A 17,494-nucleotide genomic window follows, 5' to 3' on the forward strand; every position below is an offset into this window, starting at 1 on the left:
CTGCCGAAGGCTGCGATCTTTTGATCTTATAAACAGCAAGATCAAAAGATCGCAGCCTTCGGCAGCTCCTACAAGGATTGGGGTGGCCCATATATTGTGCGGTTGCCAACATGCCACTGTTTCCGTGACGCCACGATGCAGGCAAGATGAAGCTCTGCAAGTCAGAACACAGGAAGCTGATCGTGACCGAAGCGTTTATTGTTGTTCAAACCGCCGAACAAGCCGTGGATCGTCTGGCCGAGCTGCATGAGCGGGCCACCACTGCGCTGAACTCGGCGCTCAAGCGTTACCTGAAAGATCGCGTCGAACCCGACGCTGCGCAGCGTGCTCTGTTTCGTTATCCCGAACTGCGTCTGACCTACCATTGCCAGGGCGAAGTCCCGCAGACCACCCGCGCTTACGCCAAGGTGCAACTGCCGGGTACTTACAGCGTCACCGTCACCCACCCGGCGGCGTTCCGCAAATACCTGCTTGAACAGCTGGTGCCGTTGATGCACGACTTCACCGTGACTGTGGAAGTCGGCGTCAGCCAGCAAAACATTCCGTATCCGTATGTGGTCGAGCAGGGCGATGAACTCGCCGGTTCCGGCGTTACCGCTGCCGTGCTGGCGCGGGTGTTCCCGAGTACCGACCTGTCCGCCGCCACCGATGGCATCGCCGATGGCCTGTACGATTGGGAAAACACCGATCCACTGCCGCTGGCGCTGTTCGATGCGGCGCGCGTGGATTTCTCCCTGCGTCGTCTGGTGCATTACACCGGCAGCGACTGGCGCCATGTGCAACCGTGGATCCTGCTGACCAACTATCACCGCTACGTCGACCAGTTCATCGTCCATGGTCTGGAGCAATTGCGCAGTGACCCGCGTTTCGTGCGCATGGTCTTGCCGGGCAACGTGATCATCGAAAAGAGCATGGATCACGGCGAAGCCTCGGCAATCGCCGCCGGTGTGGTTTGGCACCGCTACCAGATGCCGGCGTATCACCTGATCGCCAACGATGGCCATGGCGTGACGCTGGTGAACATCGGTGTCGGCCCGTCCAACGCCAAGAACATCACCGATCATTTGGCGGTTTTGCGTCCGCATTGCTGGTTGATGATCGGTCACTGCGGTGGCCTGCGTCAGTCGCAGACCATTGGCGACTACGTGCTGGCCCACGCTTATATGCGTCGCGATGGCATTCTCGACCGCGTCGTACCGCCGAATATTCCGATCCCGGCGCTGGCCGAAGTGCAAATGGCGCTGCAACAGGCAGCGGCGAATGTCACCGGCGAGAAGGGCGATGATCTGAAAAAACGCCTGCGTACCGGCACCGTGCTGACCTACGACGACCGTAACTGGGAATTGCGTTGGGCGCAGGAACGACCGTTGATCAACCTGTCCCGCGCCGTCGCGGTGGACATGGAAAGCGGCACGATTGCCGCGCAGGGTTACCGCTTGCGGGTGCCGTACGGCACGTTGTTGTGTGTTTCGGACAAACCGCTGCACAGTGAAATCAAACTGCCGGGTTCGGCCAACGCGTTTTACGAGCGCGCGGTTAGCCAGCACTTGAAGATCGGCATCGAAGCGGTCGATCTGCTGCGCACCGAACTCAACTCGCTGCACTCGCGCAAACTGCGCAGCTTCGACGAACCGCCGTTTCGTTAACGGTTAGTCGTGGTCATTTGGCGGTCGGGGCACTAGCATTGTCGGCCCTGATCGCTAAATGTTTGCTCTCCCTATGTCTCGTCCCCCGCGTCCACCTTCCCGCCGCCCTGGCGCGAAGCCTCAGTCGTCTTCGCCACGCCGTGTTGCCAAGGCACCTCCGGCCGAGCCGAAACTGATCCTGTTCAACAAACCGTTCGATGTGCTGACGCAATTCAGCGATGGCGAAGGGCGGGCGACGCTCAAGGATTACATTGATGTGCCTGGCATTTATCCGGCCGGACGTCTGGATCGCGACAGTGAGGGATTGCTGTTGCTGACCAACGACGGGCAGTTGCAGGCGCGCATCGCTGATCCGAAACATAAACTGGCGAAGACTTATTGGGTGCAGGTTGAAGGCGTGCCGAGCGCCGAGCAGTTGCAGCGTCTGCGTGACGGCGTTGAGTTGAACGACGGCATGACCTTGCCCGCTGAAGCGCGGCAGCTGGACGAGCCTGAGCTGTGGCCGCGCAACCCGCCGGTGCGTTTTCGCGCGTCCATACCGACGTCGTGGCTGGAACTGGTGATTCGCGAAGGGCGCAACCGTCAGGTGCGGCGCATGACCGCGGCGGTCGGGCTGCCGACGTTGCGGCTGGTGCGGGTGAAGATTGGTGACTGGTCGATCGAAGGGCTCGATCAGGGCCAGTGGAAGGAAGTGCCGGCGCGCTTATAAAGCGCCGGATTCGATCAGGCCGATCACCACACTCTTGATGATGAACGCGGCCACGCCCAGGCCTAGCACGAAAAACAGAATGAACGAGCCAAAGCGCCCGGCCTTGGACTTCTTCGCCAGATCCCAGACGATGAAACCCATGAAAATGATCAGGATGCTGACCAGACCGGTCATCATCCACTCTTCAAATACGGCTGGATCCATTGGGGTTCTCCGGCATGGGCGCGGCTAAAAGGGCGCGGCGAGTATACGCCAAGGGCGGATGGCGGGGCATTGACCTGCGTCGGTGTGCCGCGGTCATTGGTCTGCAACACCAATCCTGCCAGTGCAGCGCACTGGAACGGGGATAAATCCCCTCGCCACAAAAGCGATCTGTAGGAGCTGCCGAAGGCTGCGATCTTTTGATCTGGATTTTAAAAGATCAAAAGATCGCAGCCTCGTTTCACTCGTCAGCTCCTACAGGGGGCGGTATCAGTTGCGCAGGTGGGTCAGCGGCAGTTCGGTGCTGTTGAGCACCTGATTCAGCACAAAACTCGAGCGCACGCTGGTCACGCCTTCAATGCGTGTGAGGTGCCCCAGCAACAACTTCTGATAGTGATCCATATCCGGCACCACCACTTTCAACTGGTAATCCGCATCCACACCGGTCACCAGGCTGCACTCCAACACCTGCGGTAATGTGCGAATCGCCGCTTCGAAATTCTCGAAGCGCTCCGGCGTATGCCGATCCATGCCGATCAGCACATAGGCAGTCAAACTCAGCCCAAGCATCTTGCGATCCAGCAACGCGACCTGACGCGAGATATAGCCGTCGTCTTCCAGTTGCTTGACCCGGCGCGAGCAAGGCGAGGGTGACAGACCGATGCGCTCGGCCAGCTCCTGGTTGGAGATGCGGGCGTCGCGCTGCAATTCCGCCAAAATGCTCAGGTCGTAACGGTCGAGTTTGCTCATCAATCTGTCCTTGGTTGTAACTATTGCGGCGGATTATCTATCCAGGGTTAAAAATTGCGCAAGTGGTGTTTATTTCAGCAATCTTCGCAATCCTCTGTCGTGGCCTCAGGCCTATTCTTATCACCAGAATCACTGCTCGGTAACACAGTCCACGCGGCCCGCCCTATAAGGCCTGCCGCGGCCGCCACCCACACCGGGGTTGTGCTGGCCCCCGAGCTGCACACTGTCCAGAAGACGGCGTGAGGTGAGCCGACGTCATAAGCGTCGAGCCAGGACGAAGTTCTCTAAAGGGAGGCCGACGGGTCTCCCTTTTTTCTTGCCTGCGATTTCATCTTGCCGCGCTCAATAAATAAGTTGCGCGACTGATAACCTGTTGCAGAACCGGATGTTCCCGACCCGGTCTTAGTTACAGGTCGCCCTTAATTACAGGCCTCAGTGAGGAAAAGCATGAAGTCGCGCATCTGGCGTCTGGCCGGTGTTGGTGTGTTGTGTGTGAGTGTCAGTGTGCAAGCGCTGGCCGATGATCCAGAGAGCCGCAGCCCGAATGGCGGGCAGCACGGGCAGGGGCATCAAGGCAATAACCAAGGGCATGGCGGCGATAATCAGCCGCGTCCGCAGAACAATCCGCAGCAAAACCAGCCGCGTCCACAAAATCAGCCGCCGCAGAATCAACCGCGCCCGCAGAACAACGAAGTCATTCGTGGCGACAACAGCCGCCAGTTCGAACACAACGGCCAGCCGCACAATAACAATGGTCAATGGCAAAACCATGACCAGAACCGGCCGGGCTACAACCCCAACCCGGTGCGCCAGCCGCCACCGCCGCCGCAAATGCCGGCCAACAGTTTGCCGATCCAGTCGCGGCCCGACACCGTGCGCCAGACTCAGGAACCGCGTCAGGGTTACTACCGCGACGAGCGTCCGCAAAATGGTTACAACAATAACAACCAACATTGGCAGACCAACAACCGGCCCAATGACTACCGGCCCAACGACAATCGCTGGCCGGGACGTCCCGACGGACATGGCAACGGTTGGGGCCCGGGCCCGCAATATCGGCCGGGGCATGTGATCGACCGCTTCCCGGATCGCGACTATCGCGTGCCGTATCGCGGGCAGGATTACTTCTATTCCGGTGGCTACTGGTACCGCCCGCAAGGCCCGCGCTACATCGTCGTGCAGCCGCCGCGCGGGATCCGCATTCAGTACTTGCCGGACTATTCGCGAGAAGTGTGGATCGGTGGTTCGCTGCTGTTTCTCGCCGCCGGTTCCTACTACGCCTATCAAGAAGCGACGCAGGATTACGTGGTGGTCGAGCCGCCAGTGCAGCAACAGCCGCAACCACAGCCGCAATCTCAGGGCTATGACGTCGAGGCCTATCCGGCCAACGGTCAGTCGCCGGAGCAAGTGCAGCAGGACGGTTATCAGTGCTATCAGTACGCGGTGCAGCAAAGCGGTTTCGACCCGCGCACCGCGACCTATCAGCCGGCGCCCGAAGTGGTTCAGGCGTACCGTCAGGCTCAGGGCAATTGCCTGAGCAGTCGCGGTTATCAGGTCAGTTACTGAGCCCGAGCGGCCTGCACCACTTCTTGCGGATCGGCGTGCACCAGCACTTCGGCGCGCGGGTAGGCTTGGTGGATGGCATCGGCGGCTTGATCGCTGATGCCGTGGGCCACTGACAGGGTCAACTCTCCCGGCAATTCCAGGTGCAACTGCACAAACCAATGGTTGCCGGAGATCCGCGTGCGCAAGTCATGCGCGCCCAATACGCCCGGCACGCTGCACGCGAGTTCGAGCATGTGCTGACTGACGTCCGTCGGCAGCTCTTCATCCATCAACACCGAAAAACTTTCCCGGGCGATCTGGATCGCGCTCCACAGAATGTACGCAGCAATCCCCAGACCGAACCACGCATCCAGTTGATCAAAACCAAAACCAGCCAAAATCAGCGCAATCAGAATGCTGCCGTTGAGCAACATGTCCGAGCGATAGTGCAGCGAGTCCGCGCGCACGGCATTAGAGCCAGTCTGCTTGATCACCCGATGCTGCAACACCAGCAGCGCCGCCGTCAGCAGCAGCGAAAACACAATCACGCCGATGCTCAGCCATGGCGCGCCAAGCGGCTGCGGATCATGCAACCGTTCGTACGCCTGAAACGCGATCAACAACGCACTGCCACCGATGAACAGCGCCTGCGCCATGCCCGCCAGCGACTCTGCCTTGCCGTGGCCATAACGGTGATCGTCATCCGCCGGACGCAACGCGTAATGCACCGCCAGCAGATTGAGCATCGAGGTGATGCCATCCAGCGCCGAGTCGGTGAGCCCGGCGAGCATGGCCACCGAACCGCTTAGCCACCAGGCGATGGCTTTGGCGACGATCAGCGTGCAGGCGACCGCCACCGAGGCGCGGGTCGCCAGCCTTAGCAGGCGAGCGTGTTCGGGGCTGGAGGTCATTGCGTTTCCTTTTTAAGCGGCAGGTTGCAGGCCGAACATCGCCAGTTGCTGCGTGCTGCCCTTGTGTTGAATCAGGCGCGGGTCATCCAGAGGGAAATCCTTGCCCAACTCGCTTTCGAGAATAGCCTGCAACTTGTGATTATCGACCTGACCGTCTGGGCCGATGGCTTGTTTGAGTTTGGCCGGATCGATCTGCGCGGTGTGGCCTGGTTCGAAATAAATCGCGCCAGTGGCGAAGTCGACGGCAAACGCGATCAGGCCCGGGATGATGTAGAACAGCAGGCCCACGGCATCGAGCACGGCGATCGCCGGGTCGACTTTGCCGTCAATCTGACCGCGACGATCCGGATAGAAAATCGAACCGCACGCCGTGATTTGCGTGAGCAGGGTGGCGACCAGTACACCGCCGATCAGGCGAAAAGGTAAGCGCATGGGAAATCTCCTGATTGATCTAAGAACGAAGAGTCGTCGAGTGAAGTTAAGACCCTGACGAACGCCTTGCAGTTCGCCGTTATACTCGGCCTGGCAGGGCGTGCCCACAGTAAATTGCGGCCTCGTCTCACCCCTACCGAAATACGTTGAGGATTGAAGTTGTTTTCTCCAGATCGACACCGCGTGAAGGCTAATGAATCCTATCGGGGTTCGGCCCTCCGGGCTAAAGCTGTGAGCGCGCCATGCTGCGTTGCGGGACTTGGCAAGGAAACGACCCTTACCTGCGTCCCGCGCCTTGCCTGGCACGCTCACAGCTTTAACGCGACTCGCAATTTACTGTGGGCACGCCCTGGGGAGCCAGCATGAATTCTTTGCCGATCGATGAAGTTTTACCCGCCCTGCGTGAAGCCTTGGCGACTCGCCATGAAGCCGTGCTCGAAGCACCGCCCGGCGCCGGTAAAACCACCCGCGTGCCGTTGGCCTTGCTCAATGAAGCGTGGCTGGCCGGGCAGACCATTCTGATGCTCGAACCGCGCCGCCTCGCCGCGCGTGCCGCCGCAGAACGGCTGGCCAGCGAGTTGGGCGAGAAGGTCGGTGAAACCGTCGGTTATCGCATTCGCCTCGACAGCAAGGTTGGCCCCAACACACGCATCGAAGTGGTCACCGAAGGCATTCTCACCCGGCGTTTGCAGGATGATCCTGCGCTGGAAGGCGTCGGCCTGCTGATCTTCGACGAATTCCACGAACGCAGTCTTGATGCCGATCTGGCGCTGGCCCTGAGTCTGAACGGTCGCGAGCTGTTTCGAGCTGAACAGCCGCTGAAGATTCTGCTGATGTCGGCCACCCTCGAAGGCGAGCGCCTGGCCGGGTTGCTCGATGACGCGCCGATCCTGCGCAGCGAAGGCCGCATGTACCCGGTGACGATGCGCTGGGGCCGGCCGTTTCAGCCTGGCGAATACATCGATCAACGTGTCACGCAAACCGTGCTCGAAGCGCTGCACGATGAATCCGGCAGCGTCTTGGTGTTTCTGCCGGGGCAGGCGGAAATTCGTCGCGTGCATCAACAATTGGTCGACGCGATGGGTGAGCGCAGCGATGTGTTGCTCTGCCCGTTGCACGGAGAACTCGACCTCAATGCACAACGCGCGGCGATTGATCCGGCGCCGCCCGGTTCGCGCAAAGTGGTGCTGGCGACCAACATTGCCGAAACCAGTCTGACCATCAACGGCGTGCGCGTGGTGATCGATGCCGGGTTGGCGCGGGTGCCGCGTTTCGATCCGGGCAGCGGCATGACGCGCCTCGACACTCAGCGGATTTCCAAGGCCAGCGCCACTCAGCGTGCGGGCCGCGCCGGGCGTCTGGAACCGGGTGTTTGTTATCGCTTGTGGTCGCAGGATCAGCACGAACAGCTCGCCGCTTATGGCAGTGCGGAAATTCTTTCGGCGGATCTCGCCAGCCTCGCGCTGCAACTCGGACGTTGGGGCGTGACGCCGGGCGAACTGGTTTGGCTCGACGTTCCGCCAGCGGCGGCTTATGCACAGGCGCAGGATTTGCTGCAACGACTCGGCGCGCTGGAAGGCGAGGCGCTGACGACCCACGGTCAGGCCATGGCTGAGTTGCCGGCGCATCCGCGCATTGGCCATTTGTTATTGCGCGGTCAGGCATTGGGTTTGGCCAACATGGCGTGTGACGTTGCCGCGTTGCTCGGCGAGCGCGATATCTTGCGCGGCGCCGGCGCGGATTTGCACAGTCGCCTGGTGCTGCTGTCCGGCGAAGAACGCGCCGCCCGTGGTGCGCAGGGCGGTGTGCAACGCGCCCGGCAATTGGCGCGGCAATATCGCGGATATTTGCGCGGCAAGGCCAGCGAGCCGGTCAGCGATCCCGATCATCCGCGCTGGCTCGGTGCGCTGTTGGCGCTGGCGTATCCCGATCGCGTCGCGCAACAGCGGCGTGCCGGTGGCGCCGAATATCGTCTGGCCAACGGTCGTGCGGCGCTGTTCGCCGAAGCCGATAGTCTGATGAAAGAGCCGTGGATCGTCATCGCCGACCTCGGTAGCCGTCAGGGCCAGCGCGAAGAGCGGATTTATCTGGCGGCGGATTTTGATCCGGCGCTGTTCGATTCGGTGCTCGCCGAACAAGTGCGCAACGTCGATCAACTGGACTGGGACGAGCGCGAAGGCGTGCTGCGCGCCGAGCGTCAGCGCAAGGTCGGCGAGCTGATTCTCAGCCGTGAACCGCTGACCGGTCTCGACGAAAATGCACGCAGTCAGGCGCTGGTCAATCTGGTGCGACGCAAAGGTCTGGAGCTGCTGCCGTGGACGCCAGAGTTGCGTCAGTGGCAGGCGCGAGTGGCGCTGTTGCGGCAACTTGATCTGACTAATCAGAACGACAGTCTGTGGCCAGACGTCAGCGATGCAACCTTGCTCAACACCCTCGAAGATTGGCTGATGCCTTATCTGGGCAAGGTCTCGCGGCTCAGCCATTTTGCCAATCTGGATCTGTCGAGCATCGTGCGTAACCTGCTGCCGTGGCCGTTGCCGCAGAAGCTTGACGAGCTGGCGCCGCATCATCTTAGCGTGCCGTCGGGGTCGTCGATTCGGCTGGACTACAGCGAGTTTCCGCCGATTCTCGCGGTGCGTTTACAGGAACTGTTCGGGCTGGCGGATACGCCACGGATTGCTGGCGGGCGCCAGGTGGTCAAGTTGCATCTGCTGTCGCCAGCACGACGTCCGGTGCAGGTGACGCAGGATCTCGCCAACTTCTGGCGCAGCACCTATGCCGAGGTGAAGAAGGATTTGAAGGGGCGGTATCCGAAGCATTACTGGCCGGATGATCCGTTGGTGGCGGAGGCTACTGCGCGGGCAAAACCCCGGGGCACCTGACCCGGGGCTGCGCGCCGCGCCGGTTTCAGACGCTGACAACCTCGCCGCGCGAATGGCCTTGGGCAAAGCGCGTCGCCGAGGTTTGCAATAACAGCCCGACGCTCAAGGTCACCAACAAGAACGGCAGCAGCCAGGCATTCTCGATCATTGCCAGTTGCAGGCTGAGGATCAGCAGCAGCACCGGCGTGGCCAATGCATTCGCCCGGCTGACATACAAACCGACGGCCGCTTCACTGTAGCGGCAGGCAATGGCCACGCGGATGTGCACCCGTGCGCCACCGAACGCCATACCGAGAATCAACAGGCTCAGCGCCTTGAGCAGTAGCGTGTCTGGCATCAGCAGCCACATCGAGGTGGAAATCACCGCCAGTGCGATCAAGCCGGACAAGTACGCCATCAGGTTGCGTCCGGTATTGGCAATGATCACCAGCACACCGATCAGCGCCATGCCCATGCCGAATACCGCATCCAGCACGCCCAGCTCAAACAGCGCCCAGCCATGGTACGACACATACACCGGCAGCATGAAGTTGAATGCGCCGAGGATCGGCCAGATCAGAACCATCGGAATAAACAGCGTCAGCGGCAGTTTGGCCGGTGCGACGACCTGGTCTGTTTCGGTCACCACCGTCGGCAGGCTGGCGCGGGTGAAGCAAATCGCCGCGACCATGAAAAACCCGCCGCTGAGCACCAGCGAAAAGCCCATCCCGGGCAGGATCGGCATCAATCCCGCCGCCAGCAATGGACCGATCATCAGCGCCGCCTGACTGGTGGCAGTGGTTGCACCGCTGATGCGCCGCACTCTGGTTTCGTCCATGCCCCGTTGCAGTTGGGTGAACCACATGTCCAGGCTGGCCTCGAGCGACATGATCATCAGCCATACGAACAGATTGGTGATCAGCAAACCAACAGTGAAGTCACGCGACACTCCGGAAACCAGCGCCAGGCCGGTCAGCCCGAATACAAACCAACTGCTCATCTGGCGGCCGTTCATACGGATCGCCAGACGTTTGATGATTGCCGGCGTGATAAATGCGGGGATGAACGAGCAGAAAATCGCTAGCGCCAGCGGCCAGTATCCGCCCTCGTTCTGGTTGAGGATCGTCCACGTCAACGAGACGAGCAACGCCCCGGAAAACAACCGATAAACCGTCGAGCAGAACAGGAACATCGCCAGCTCTTTGGCGGCACTATGAGTGACAGCGGGGTTTTTATTCATGTCATCGATCCTTGCCCTTGAAGACGCGGCGATTGTTCAATTAAACAACGGACACCCGCGACTGCACCGGCGGTGAGCCAGTGCAGGAAGCAGACGTTGATTCGGTCTGGGTGTCAGACCAGCGAGCGCATGACTTTGAGGGTCTTGTCGATGTCTTCGGGCGTGTTGATGATCCCGGCGGAGAAGCGCACCGTCGAATGGCGGTAGGGCGTGGCGCTGGCGATGATCTTCTGCTCTTTGAGCCGCGCGACGATCTCCCTGGGGTCGCGATTCTTGACATCACAGCAGACGAATCCGGCAGAGAACTGCTCGGCCTGTGGCGTATGCAAGTAAACGGCGGGCAGCTTGGCCAGGCCTTCCTTGAGCTGGCCATTGAGTTCAGACACGCGCTCGGCAATGCGCTTGCGGCCGATCTGTTGAATGAACTCGAAGGCGGCGATCATCGCCCACTGGTTTTCGAACGCGAGGAAGCCACCGGGGCTGACCCAGGCCGCTTGCGTCTGGCCCTGTGGATCCCGTTGCTGGCGCCAGGCATTGGCCGGTTCGGCGGCCATGATCGTCGGAATGGTCGGTGTGATCTGTGCCCACTGACCTTCACGGGCCCAGACCAGCCCCGTGCCGTGCGGACCCAAGATCCACTTGTGAGTGCCCGCGCTGAAAAAGTCGCAGCCCAGATTCGCCACTTGCGCCTCGGAACAGCCGAAGCCGTGCACGCCGTCGATCACATAGATGATCCGGTCGGCCTCGGCGCGATCACGATTGATGCTCGCCACCAGAGTACCGATCTCACGCACCGGCAAGCGCACGCCAGTGCCTGAATGTACCCAGGTCATGGCAAGAATACGGGTGGCAGGTTTGATGGCTTGTTCAATGCGCGTGACGATGGCATCCGTGCTGACATCCTCGGGACCTTCGTACAGATCGATCCGGCGAATACTGCCGCCCCATTTGACCACCGCCAGGCGCATCGCCTCGTCGTGGGTGTACCACTCGTGATGAGTGGTGAGAATTTCCTGGTGCGCAGCGAGTTTCAAACCGTTGTAGACCATCGCCAGACCCTGGGTGGTGCTGGTCGTCAGGGCGATGTCTTCAGGGCGTCCGCCGGTGTACTCGGCTGCTGCCGCACAGACCTTGCGCCAGACCATGTCCTCCGGTTTGGCAAACATGTTGTCTTCGAGGTAGGTGTACGGGTTTTCATCGAAGGCCTGGCGGTGGCTGGCCATCGCATCGCGCACCGGTTTCGGGTTGGAGGCGAGGAAAAAGTTGGAGAGGTGCACGAACTCCGGCGACAGGTTGAACTGCGCCCGCACTGAAGCCCAATCGTTGGGGTTCAGGGGTGTTACCGCGTCTTTGTGAACAGGCGAATTGCTCGCCTGTGCATTTGCCACACTTGCAATCATGCTGCCTCCAGCCAGGGTCGCGCCCACGGCGGCCCCCACGAATTCACGTCTTCCCAGACCCATACGAACTCCCTGTCGATTCATATTGAACTGCGCGCAGGACGCGCAAACATAGCATTGAAAATACGCTGGCCATAGAGACCGACCGCCAGGCCGAGCACGATCAGAATCACCGCGAGGACTTTGCTCGCCGGCACGCTTTCGTGAAAGATCAGCACCGAACCGAGCATGCCGAAGATGGGTACCAGCAACGACAGCGGCGCGACGGTCGATACCGGATAAGTCTTGAGCAACGAGTTCCAGATCCAGTAGGCGAATAGCGTGTTGGGGTAAACCTGAAACAGGATCGACAGCACGGCGGTCGTATCAACCTGACTGACGAACGTGGTGTAGCCGGCGCTGCCGTTAACTGCGTAGTCGAGGGCAAACAACGGGATCGGCGCGAAGGCGCTAGACCAGACGAGGAAAGCAAAAACCTCCTTGGTGCTGGCCTTCTTGTTGATGATATTGGCGATGCTCCACGACACGGCACCCAGCAGCACCAGCAGCACGCCGGGCAGACTCACCGAGCCGTCGCTGATCAAGATGATGCACAGCAAACCGCCGAGCGCGATCAGCATGCCCAGCACCTGAAAACGCGTCAGCGCTTCCTTGAACACCCAACCACCGAGGAGGATGGTGAAGAAGGCGCTGAATTGCAGAACCAGCGATGCAATCCCCGCCGACAGCCCAGCCTTGATGCCGAGGTTGACGATGCCCCACAGGCCGATGCCGAACACCAGTCCGTAACCGATGATGTAGCGCCACGGCACATTCGGTTTGCGGATGAAAAAGATCGCCGGTAACGCACAAAGGCTGAAGCGAATCCCCGCGAGGATGAACGGGTCTACGGTGGCCAGTCCCAGTTTGATCACCGAGAAATTAACCCCCCAGATTGCCGTGATCAGTACAGCCAATACGACGTGCAGTGGTTTCATAAAAGAATCGCCTTGATAAGGGTGGGCGGTGTCACGCGACGGATGTCAGGTGTTCGGCAAGGCTCACTCGGGCAAACAGCGTTTGCATCCAGGCGCGGGTCTGTTGCGGGTCGGCGGTCTTGACGATCCCGGCCAGCGGTGCCTCGAACGCCGAATAAGTCACGTGCTCCGGCAGCAGCGCGCCCGGCTGCAGTTCGTTCCACTGCACCACGACGGGACTGGCGCGCAGTTCTTCTGCGCCGTTGAGGCCTTGGTAGTTGCGCTCGGACAGCGTGTGTCCGGGGAACACAAACCAGCCAAAACCCAGGTCGGGTGTTTGAAGGTTCAGGTGTTCGAGATCGAGTGCGCCTTCAACATGGATACGCAACTCCAGCGACGGCAAATGAATGCCGGTGGCCAACTCGTAGGTCGCGACGACATCAGCGCCGCCGACCCGGTTGCCGACCTCGAGAAACACCGGCTCATCACCTTCCATGATGGCTTCAAGATGGAATGCACCGTTGCGAATCTGCACCGCTGCCAGCGCAGCACTGACCCACGCCTTCATGGTCGCCGTGGTTTCAAGATGCCAAGAGCCCAACGGCTGACCACGCTCCATGTAGTCCAGACAGGTGCCGACGTATTCACTGGAGAGCAGGGTGAGGATTTGTCCGTCCTGCACCAGACCGTCAAAATGCCGGATCGGGCCGCTGATGAATTCTTCGACCTGAAATTCTTCGATGCGCAACGACAGCTGGCTGACCTTGTGGCGAATTTCATCGAAGGCGCAGGCCGGTTGCTGGTGGATGCTGACATCAAGACTCGACGCGCCACTGTGCGGCTTGAGCACGGTCGCCCCGCGCCATGGCACGTGGCCCTGCAATGCCAGATAGCGTTCCAGCGACATGAAGCGTGGCACGCGCAATTTGCGCGCCTGCACGGCGGCCTTCATGTCGAGCTTGTTGCGTGCCAGATTGACCGCCGCCAGCGATGCGCCTTCGACATTCAATGCTTCGCGCAGGCGTGCAGCGTCGAGCAGTTCGTATTCGGACATCGAAATGATCCGCTCAAAACGTTGCGGATCATTCGCAAGCAATGCCATGGCTTCATCGTAAGCGCTGGCCAGCCCCGGCCGGACGATCCGGGTGCAGCGCAGTTGCGGTGGCAGCGTATCGATCGCCGACTGTTTGCCCAGATAGGTGACCTCGTGCAGATCATGATCGATGCCACGGTGGTACTCGATGCGCGGGTAGGGCACCCGATGCAGAATCAGAATTTTCATGCGCGTACTCTCGAAACGTTATAGACGGAAGTCAGGACGCCACTTTGAACAGCAGCTCGACGCTCAGAACGCGATCAAGCACCTGCAGCCACTGCTCGCGCAGGACTCGCACCAGATCACGGATGTCCACAGACGGGTTGTGCAGCGCGACACAGGCATGAGCGACGAAGTCGCTGTTGTCACGCGGTGTCGCATGGATCAGCCGCGACTCGCCGGCTACCCACGCGCTCTCGAGCAGGGCAATGTCGGCGCGCGCCAGGTTCAGGGTCTCTGCCGCCAGCTCCAGCGTTTCAGCGATCAGGCCTGCCAGGTCACCGAGTTCAGCGACTTCGAGCGTGACGTCGCGCGGCACCCCGAACATCACCGTGGCGGCACTGCAGGTAGCGGCAGGCAGCTGGTCTGCAACTTGCCCGGCAAACACCGAATCGACCCAGGCCGCATACAGGTCAAGCCCGTACACGGCTTGCGCCAGAGTCCAGATTTTCATTCCCCCTGGGCGCCGGTTCGGTTCAATCACCGCAGTGTTCTTGCCGTCGTCGCTGAGCTTGATCTCGTTATGAAATGGGCCGATACGCTGGCCGACCAAACGGTTGACCTGCTCGCCCGCGACGTGAATCGCCAGCCGTTCCTGCTCGCTCAGACGCGCTGGCAGAATCTGTGCGACTTCGACCGGATAGCGGCCGGTGGCGCTGACTTTCTCGGTGATGAACCACAGCTTGCCGAGGCCATCGTATGAGTATTCACGGGTGAACGAGATGAACGCTTCGGCCAACACACCGCCGTGCAGATAGGGGGCGACTTCGGCAAACGCCTGCTCGCAATCACCGCCCGGCGCGACCATCACGACCCCGCGATTGTTGCCTTCGCACGCAGGCTTGATGACGAAGCCACGCTCCTGGCGGCCGGCAAAATGGCGCACATCGTCGATGCAGCCGATCTGTGCGAAATCCGGCAGGTTCACACCCAACTGGTTCAGCGCCGGGCGCAGGCGATTTTCGGCGATGCGGTATGCCAGTTTGTCGAACGCGCCGAGTGCCAGGCGCGCACAGTCCACCGCCAGGCCGAGACGCTCGAGCAGCCCGGCACCACTGGCCACCGCGTTGTCGGAAAAGACGATGCCGGCGCTGACCCGCGCAGCGTCATCGCCCAATTGATTCAAGGCGAGGTTGATGAAATCGGCGGCCAGTGGATCGGCATCGATCACCCGGTCGCTGATGCCTTGATCATGAGCCTGTGGATTGGCCCTGACGAGCCAGGTCTGCGCGCCCCATTGTTGGCGCGCATGGTCACGCAGGTGGCGGACGTCGGAGATCCGGCTCAGGTTGTAGTCCACAATCAGCAATACAGGCGCTCGCAGCGACATGTTGTTCTTCCTCATCCATGGGGTGTGGCATCGACAGCGGTGATGTTCCAGGCGATTGCTCAGCGATGTTCCAGGGCGCTATCGGCCTCGTAGCGGATATCCAGCGCAGTGGCGGAAATGTGCGCCAGGCGTTGCAGTTCGGCGACGCGATCAGCGCGCTTGAACGTCCACAACAATTGCCCCAGAAACACTTCACGCGCATGGGCCGGAATCACATCGCCGGCTTTCAGCAGGATGTGCTGCACCACCGGATCCAGCGGTAACGCGTTGAGCGTCACTGAACTCAGGGTTCCCGGGTGAGCGAAGTACACCCGAAAGAAGGTCGCCAGGGTTTGCTCGCAGCTGCCACCGGCCTGCCATTCAAACGCCGCCAGATGTTGGAGCAGTGCCTCGCGTGGCTGACTCTCGTCCTGACTGGCCAGCAGCAGATCCAGCCACAGCGAAAGCATGCTGTGGCCGTTCGTCACCGCCGCGACACTGTGCGAGATCAGGCTGCCACCCACGCGTGGATTGATTTCGATCAGATCCCAGTGCTTGCCAGTGAAACGGGCTTCGATGTGATAGCAGCCCCATTTCAGTTGCATGCAATCGAGTACCTGTTTCAGCCAATCCAGGCCGGCAGCGATCTGTGCCTGGTCAAGGCTGGCAGGGGGCGTGGTGCAGCTGTCTTCAAGTACCGTTTCGGCGGTCTCGGTTACTTCGTGTTTTTCATGGATGGCCACGACGTGCACCTGACCATCCACTAACAGAGTCTCGAAGCTGAACTCGTGGCCGGGAATGTAGTTCTCCGCCATGAATGTCAGTCCATCGTTGAATGCCGAGGCGTACACCGTGTCCTCGGCAGAGGCCAGACGCAGCGCCTCCAGTGCATCCCAAGTGGTGTCCTGGCGCAGCGCAAATGCTGCGTAGGAAGCAATACCGTAAATTGGTTTGATGAAATACCGCTGATCCTGTGCCTGCAAGGTTTCCAGCACCGCAGCCGTCAGCGCAAATGCGTTGGCTTGCGACAGACCCGCTTCAGCCAGTCGGTTACGCACGTTGAGCTTGTTGCGCAGAGCCAGCGCCTGCCCCGGATCAATGTCATATGTACCGAGCGACGCATTGGCTGTGGCCATCAAGTGGCGATAGCCTTCCCATACGCTGATGCAGCAAGTCACCTGTTCGCCCGACTTGCGCAGGGCCTCCAGTGCGTTTTGCACATCCCCCGGCTTCAACTGATGGTTGTCAGTGGTGTATAGCCGGTCCGCCCAGGCGTGAATCTGTTCCAGGCGAGCCGGTACATGTTCCGGAAGCGGCAATGAAGACAGCACGAAACACCGGAGCTGGCGGCGCTGCAGCTCCTCCTTCAGATCTTCGAGAAAAGAAAAGCCGCAGTGGCTCAGGATCAAAACACCGGGTTGGTTCGAATTCATTGCCTGCTCCATGGCTTAAGCGGCCTTGTCTTGCGGCTTGGCCAGGGTGTTGATGTACAGCTCGCTGAAGTACATCGCGAGGATCTTCTGGTGCTCCTCGAGGTAGCGTTTCAGCGCGGCAATGTCCTGCTCGCCTTTGATCAGGAAGCGCAGGGCTGCCCAGACTTCACCCGGGTGGTCATCGTTGATGTCGGTATGCGAATGGGACACCTGGCCAACAATCTTGGTGTCGCCCACCGATGCCTTGAGTGCTTCGAGCTTGCGCGGCTCAAGCTTCACGTTGACGTATTCAACCAGGTAGGAATAGGCGATTACGCCGAGCGGGCCTTCATGGTCGAGCAGGTAGGAGAAGAAACCGGCCAGCAGCTTCGTCGACAGGTACGGTTCGGTGGCGAGGAACTCTTCGCGGCTGACACCGACACGCTTCAGGTCATCGATGAACAGTTCGTCATGGAGCATCTCTTCCTGTTCGTAGTGCGCCCAGATCTGCGCGGCGGCAGGGCTGACCTTGGCCACTTCGACCAGTGCCTTGGCTTCGGCAACGCGCAGCAGACGGATGCGCCATGCGGTTTCGATCAAGTGACGCTTGTAGTACTCGCTGTTAACGTCCTTGCCTTCCAGATGCGCGGCTTGGGGGACGGTGGCGTACCACTGCTCGACTTGCACGTCGATGATCTTGTCGATCTCGGCGCGCAGATTGACCGAGCCAGCAGCGTTGAGGAAAGGGGTGGTATCACCATAGCCAACATTCTTTACACGGTTAAGCATCATCAAGTCCTTTTTAGT

15 protein-coding genes are annotated in these 17,494 nt (G+C 60.4%); 4 read left to right on the forward strand and 11 right to left on the reverse strand.

The annotated features are described in order from the left end of the window. Positions 1-146: 146 nt before the first annotated feature. Together amn and QMX93_RS18820 are read left to right on the forward strand one after the other, a co-directional pair. Positions 147-1,646, forward strand: coding sequence for an AMP nucleosidase (gene amn, locus QMX93_RS18815; protein ID WP_162130776.1), 1,500 nt, complete (start codon positions 147-149; stop codon positions 1,644-1,646). Positions 1,647-1,719: 73 nt separating this feature from the next. Next, the gene (locus QMX93_RS18820) at positions 1,720-2,355 is read left to right on the forward strand and encodes a pseudouridine synthase (protein ID WP_282357615.1); all 636 of its coding nucleotides are present in this window, start codon (positions 1,720-1,722) and stop codon (positions 2,353-2,355) included. On the opposite strand, the gene QMX93_RS18825 is transcribed toward QMX93_RS18820, so the two are convergent. After that, a complete protein-coding gene (locus tag QMX93_RS18825) occupies positions 2,350-2,559 on the reverse strand; it encodes a DUF2788 domain-containing protein (protein WP_003228500.1) in 210 nt (69 codons plus the stop codon). The two genes, QMX93_RS18820 and QMX93_RS18825, sit on opposite strands and share 6 nt — an antisense overlap. A gap of 267 nt (positions 2,560-2,826) precedes the next feature. Then, positions 2,827-3,306: an Lrp/AsnC family transcriptional regulator gene (locus QMX93_RS18830; protein ID WP_008081091.1), complete on the reverse strand. Its 480-nt coding sequence runs from the start codon at positions 3,304-3,306 to the stop codon at positions 2,827-2,829. Positions 3,307-3,753: 447 nt separating this feature from the next. Between QMX93_RS18830 and QMX93_RS18835 the strand changes: the two genes are divergently transcribed. Further along, complete coding sequence (locus tag QMX93_RS18835; RefSeq protein ID WP_282357616.1) at positions 3,754-4,872, forward strand: DUF6515 family protein; 1,119 nt, start codon at positions 3,754-3,756, stop codon at positions 4,870-4,872. Here QMX93_RS18835 and QMX93_RS18840 read toward each other — a convergent pair. Further along, positions 4,866-5,762, reverse strand: a complete 897-nt coding sequence (locus QMX93_RS18840; protein WP_282357617.1) for a cation diffusion facilitator family transporter — start codon at positions 5,760-5,762, stop codon at positions 4,866-4,868. The genes QMX93_RS18835 and QMX93_RS18840 overlap by 7 nt on opposite strands. Before the next feature lie 12 nt (positions 5,763-5,774). Further along, the gene (locus QMX93_RS18845) at positions 5,775-6,194 is read right to left on the reverse strand and encodes a hypothetical protein (RefSeq protein WP_008081098.1); all 420 of its coding nucleotides are present in this window, start codon (positions 6,192-6,194) and stop codon (positions 5,775-5,777) included. Between the two features lie 362 nt (positions 6,195-6,556). On the opposite strand from QMX93_RS18845, the gene hrpB reads away from it, so the two are divergent. Continuing rightward, positions 6,557-9,076: an ATP-dependent helicase HrpB gene (gene hrpB / locus QMX93_RS18850; protein WP_282357618.1), complete on the forward strand. Its 2,520-nt coding sequence runs from the start codon at positions 6,557-6,559 to the stop codon at positions 9,074-9,076. A gap of 25 nt (positions 9,077-9,101) precedes the next feature. Here the strand turns inward: hrpB and QMX93_RS18855 are convergent, their stop codons facing one another. From QMX93_RS18855 to QMX93_RS18885, 7 genes are all read right to left on the reverse strand, one after another. Then, positions 9,102-10,295 (reverse strand): hypothetical protein, encoded by a 1,194-nt coding sequence (locus QMX93_RS18855; protein ID WP_282357619.1) that lies wholly within the window; start codon positions 10,293-10,295, stop codon positions 9,102-9,104. A gap of 113 nt (positions 10,296-10,408) precedes the next feature. Next, entirely contained in the window at positions 10,409-11,695 is a 1,287-nt protein-coding gene (locus QMX93_RS18860; RefSeq protein ID WP_282357620.1) for an aminotransferase class V-fold PLP-dependent enzyme, read from the reverse strand. Between the two features lie 80 nt (positions 11,696-11,775). Beyond that, positions 11,776-12,672 carry an EamA family transporter gene (locus QMX93_RS18865; protein ID WP_053124120.1) on the reverse strand — a complete coding sequence of 299 codons (897 nt, stop codon included), beginning with the start codon at positions 12,670-12,672 and terminating at the stop codon, positions 11,776-11,778. A gap of 31 nt (positions 12,673-12,703) precedes the next feature. After that, positions 12,704-13,933 (reverse strand): ATP-grasp domain-containing protein, encoded by a 1,230-nt coding sequence (locus tag QMX93_RS18870; RefSeq protein ID WP_282357621.1) that lies wholly within the window; start codon positions 13,931-13,933, stop codon positions 12,704-12,706. Between the two features lie 31 nt (positions 13,934-13,964). After that, entirely contained in the window at positions 13,965-15,296 is a 1,332-nt protein-coding gene (locus QMX93_RS18875; RefSeq protein ID WP_282357622.1) for a biotin carboxylase, read from the reverse strand. Positions 15,297-15,355: 59 nt separating this feature from the next. After that, positions 15,356-16,708: an ATP-grasp domain-containing protein gene (locus QMX93_RS18880; protein ID WP_282357623.1), complete on the reverse strand. Its 1,353-nt coding sequence runs from the start codon at positions 16,706-16,708 to the stop codon at positions 15,356-15,358. A gap of 15 nt (positions 16,709-16,723) precedes the next feature. Further along, positions 16,724-17,476: a hypothetical protein gene (locus QMX93_RS18885; protein WP_282357624.1), complete on the reverse strand. Its 753-nt coding sequence runs from the start codon at positions 17,474-17,476 to the stop codon at positions 16,724-16,726. Between the last annotated feature and the right edge of the window lie 18 nt (positions 17,477-17,494).

Source organism: Pseudomonas sp. PS01303, assembly GCF_029959385.1.
Lineage (GTDB): Bacteria > Pseudomonadota > Gammaproteobacteria > Pseudomonadales > Pseudomonadaceae > Aquipseudomonas > Aquipseudomonas rustica.

What these genes read in the sequence shown, in the direction of transcription:
- amn (WP_162130776.1), top strand. Translation starts at nt 147, where the DNA reads ATGAAGCTCTGCAAGTCAGAACACAGGAAGCTGATCGTGACCGAAGCG.
- QMX93_RS18820 (WP_282357615.1), top strand. Translation starts at nt 1,720, where the DNA reads ATGTCTCGTCCCCCGCGTCCACCTTCCCGCCGCCCTGGCGCGAAGCCT.
- QMX93_RS18825 (WP_003228500.1), bottom strand. Translation starts at nt 2,559, where the DNA reads ATGGATCCAGCCGTATTTGAAGAGTGGATGATGACCGGTCTGGTCAGC.
- QMX93_RS18830 (WP_008081091.1), bottom strand. Translation starts at nt 3,306, where the DNA reads ATGAGCAAACTCGACCGTTACGACCTGAGCATTTTGGCGGAATTGCAG.
- QMX93_RS18835 (WP_282357616.1), top strand. Translation starts at nt 3,754, where the DNA reads ATGAAGTCGCGCATCTGGCGTCTGGCCGGTGTTGGTGTGTTGTGTGTG.
- QMX93_RS18840 (WP_282357617.1), bottom strand. Translation starts at nt 5,762, where the DNA reads ATGACCTCCAGCCCCGAACACGCTCGCCTGCTAAGGCTGGCGACCCGC.
- QMX93_RS18845 (WP_008081098.1), bottom strand. Translation starts at nt 6,194, where the DNA reads ATGCGCTTACCTTTTCGCCTGATCGGCGGTGTACTGGTCGCCACCCTG.
- hrpB (WP_282357618.1), top strand. Translation starts at nt 6,557, where the DNA reads ATGAATTCTTTGCCGATCGATGAAGTTTTACCCGCCCTGCGTGAAGCC.
- QMX93_RS18855 (WP_282357619.1), bottom strand. Translation starts at nt 10,295, where the DNA reads ATGAATAAAAACCCCGCTGTCACTCATAGTGCCGCCAAAGAGCTGGCG.
- QMX93_RS18860 (WP_282357620.1), bottom strand. Translation starts at nt 11,695, where the DNA reads ATGATTGCAAGTGTGGCAAATGCACAGGCGAGCAATTCGCCTGTTCAC.
- QMX93_RS18865 (WP_053124120.1), bottom strand. Translation starts at nt 12,672, where the DNA reads ATGAAACCACTGCACGTCGTATTGGCTGTACTGATCACGGCAATCTGG.
- QMX93_RS18870 (WP_282357621.1), bottom strand. Translation starts at nt 13,933, where the DNA reads ATGAAAATTCTGATTCTGCATCGGGTGCCCTACCCGCGCATCGAGTAC.
- QMX93_RS18875 (WP_282357622.1), bottom strand. Translation starts at nt 15,296, where the DNA reads ATGTCGCTGCGAGCGCCTGTATTGCTGATTGTGGACTACAACCTGAGC.
- QMX93_RS18880 (WP_282357623.1), bottom strand. Translation starts at nt 16,708, where the DNA reads ATGAATTCGAACCAACCCGGTGTTTTGATCCTGAGCCACTGCGGCTTT.
- QMX93_RS18885 (WP_282357624.1), bottom strand. Translation starts at nt 17,476, where the DNA reads ATGCTTAACCGTGTAAAGAATGTTGGCTATGGTGATACCACCCCTTTC.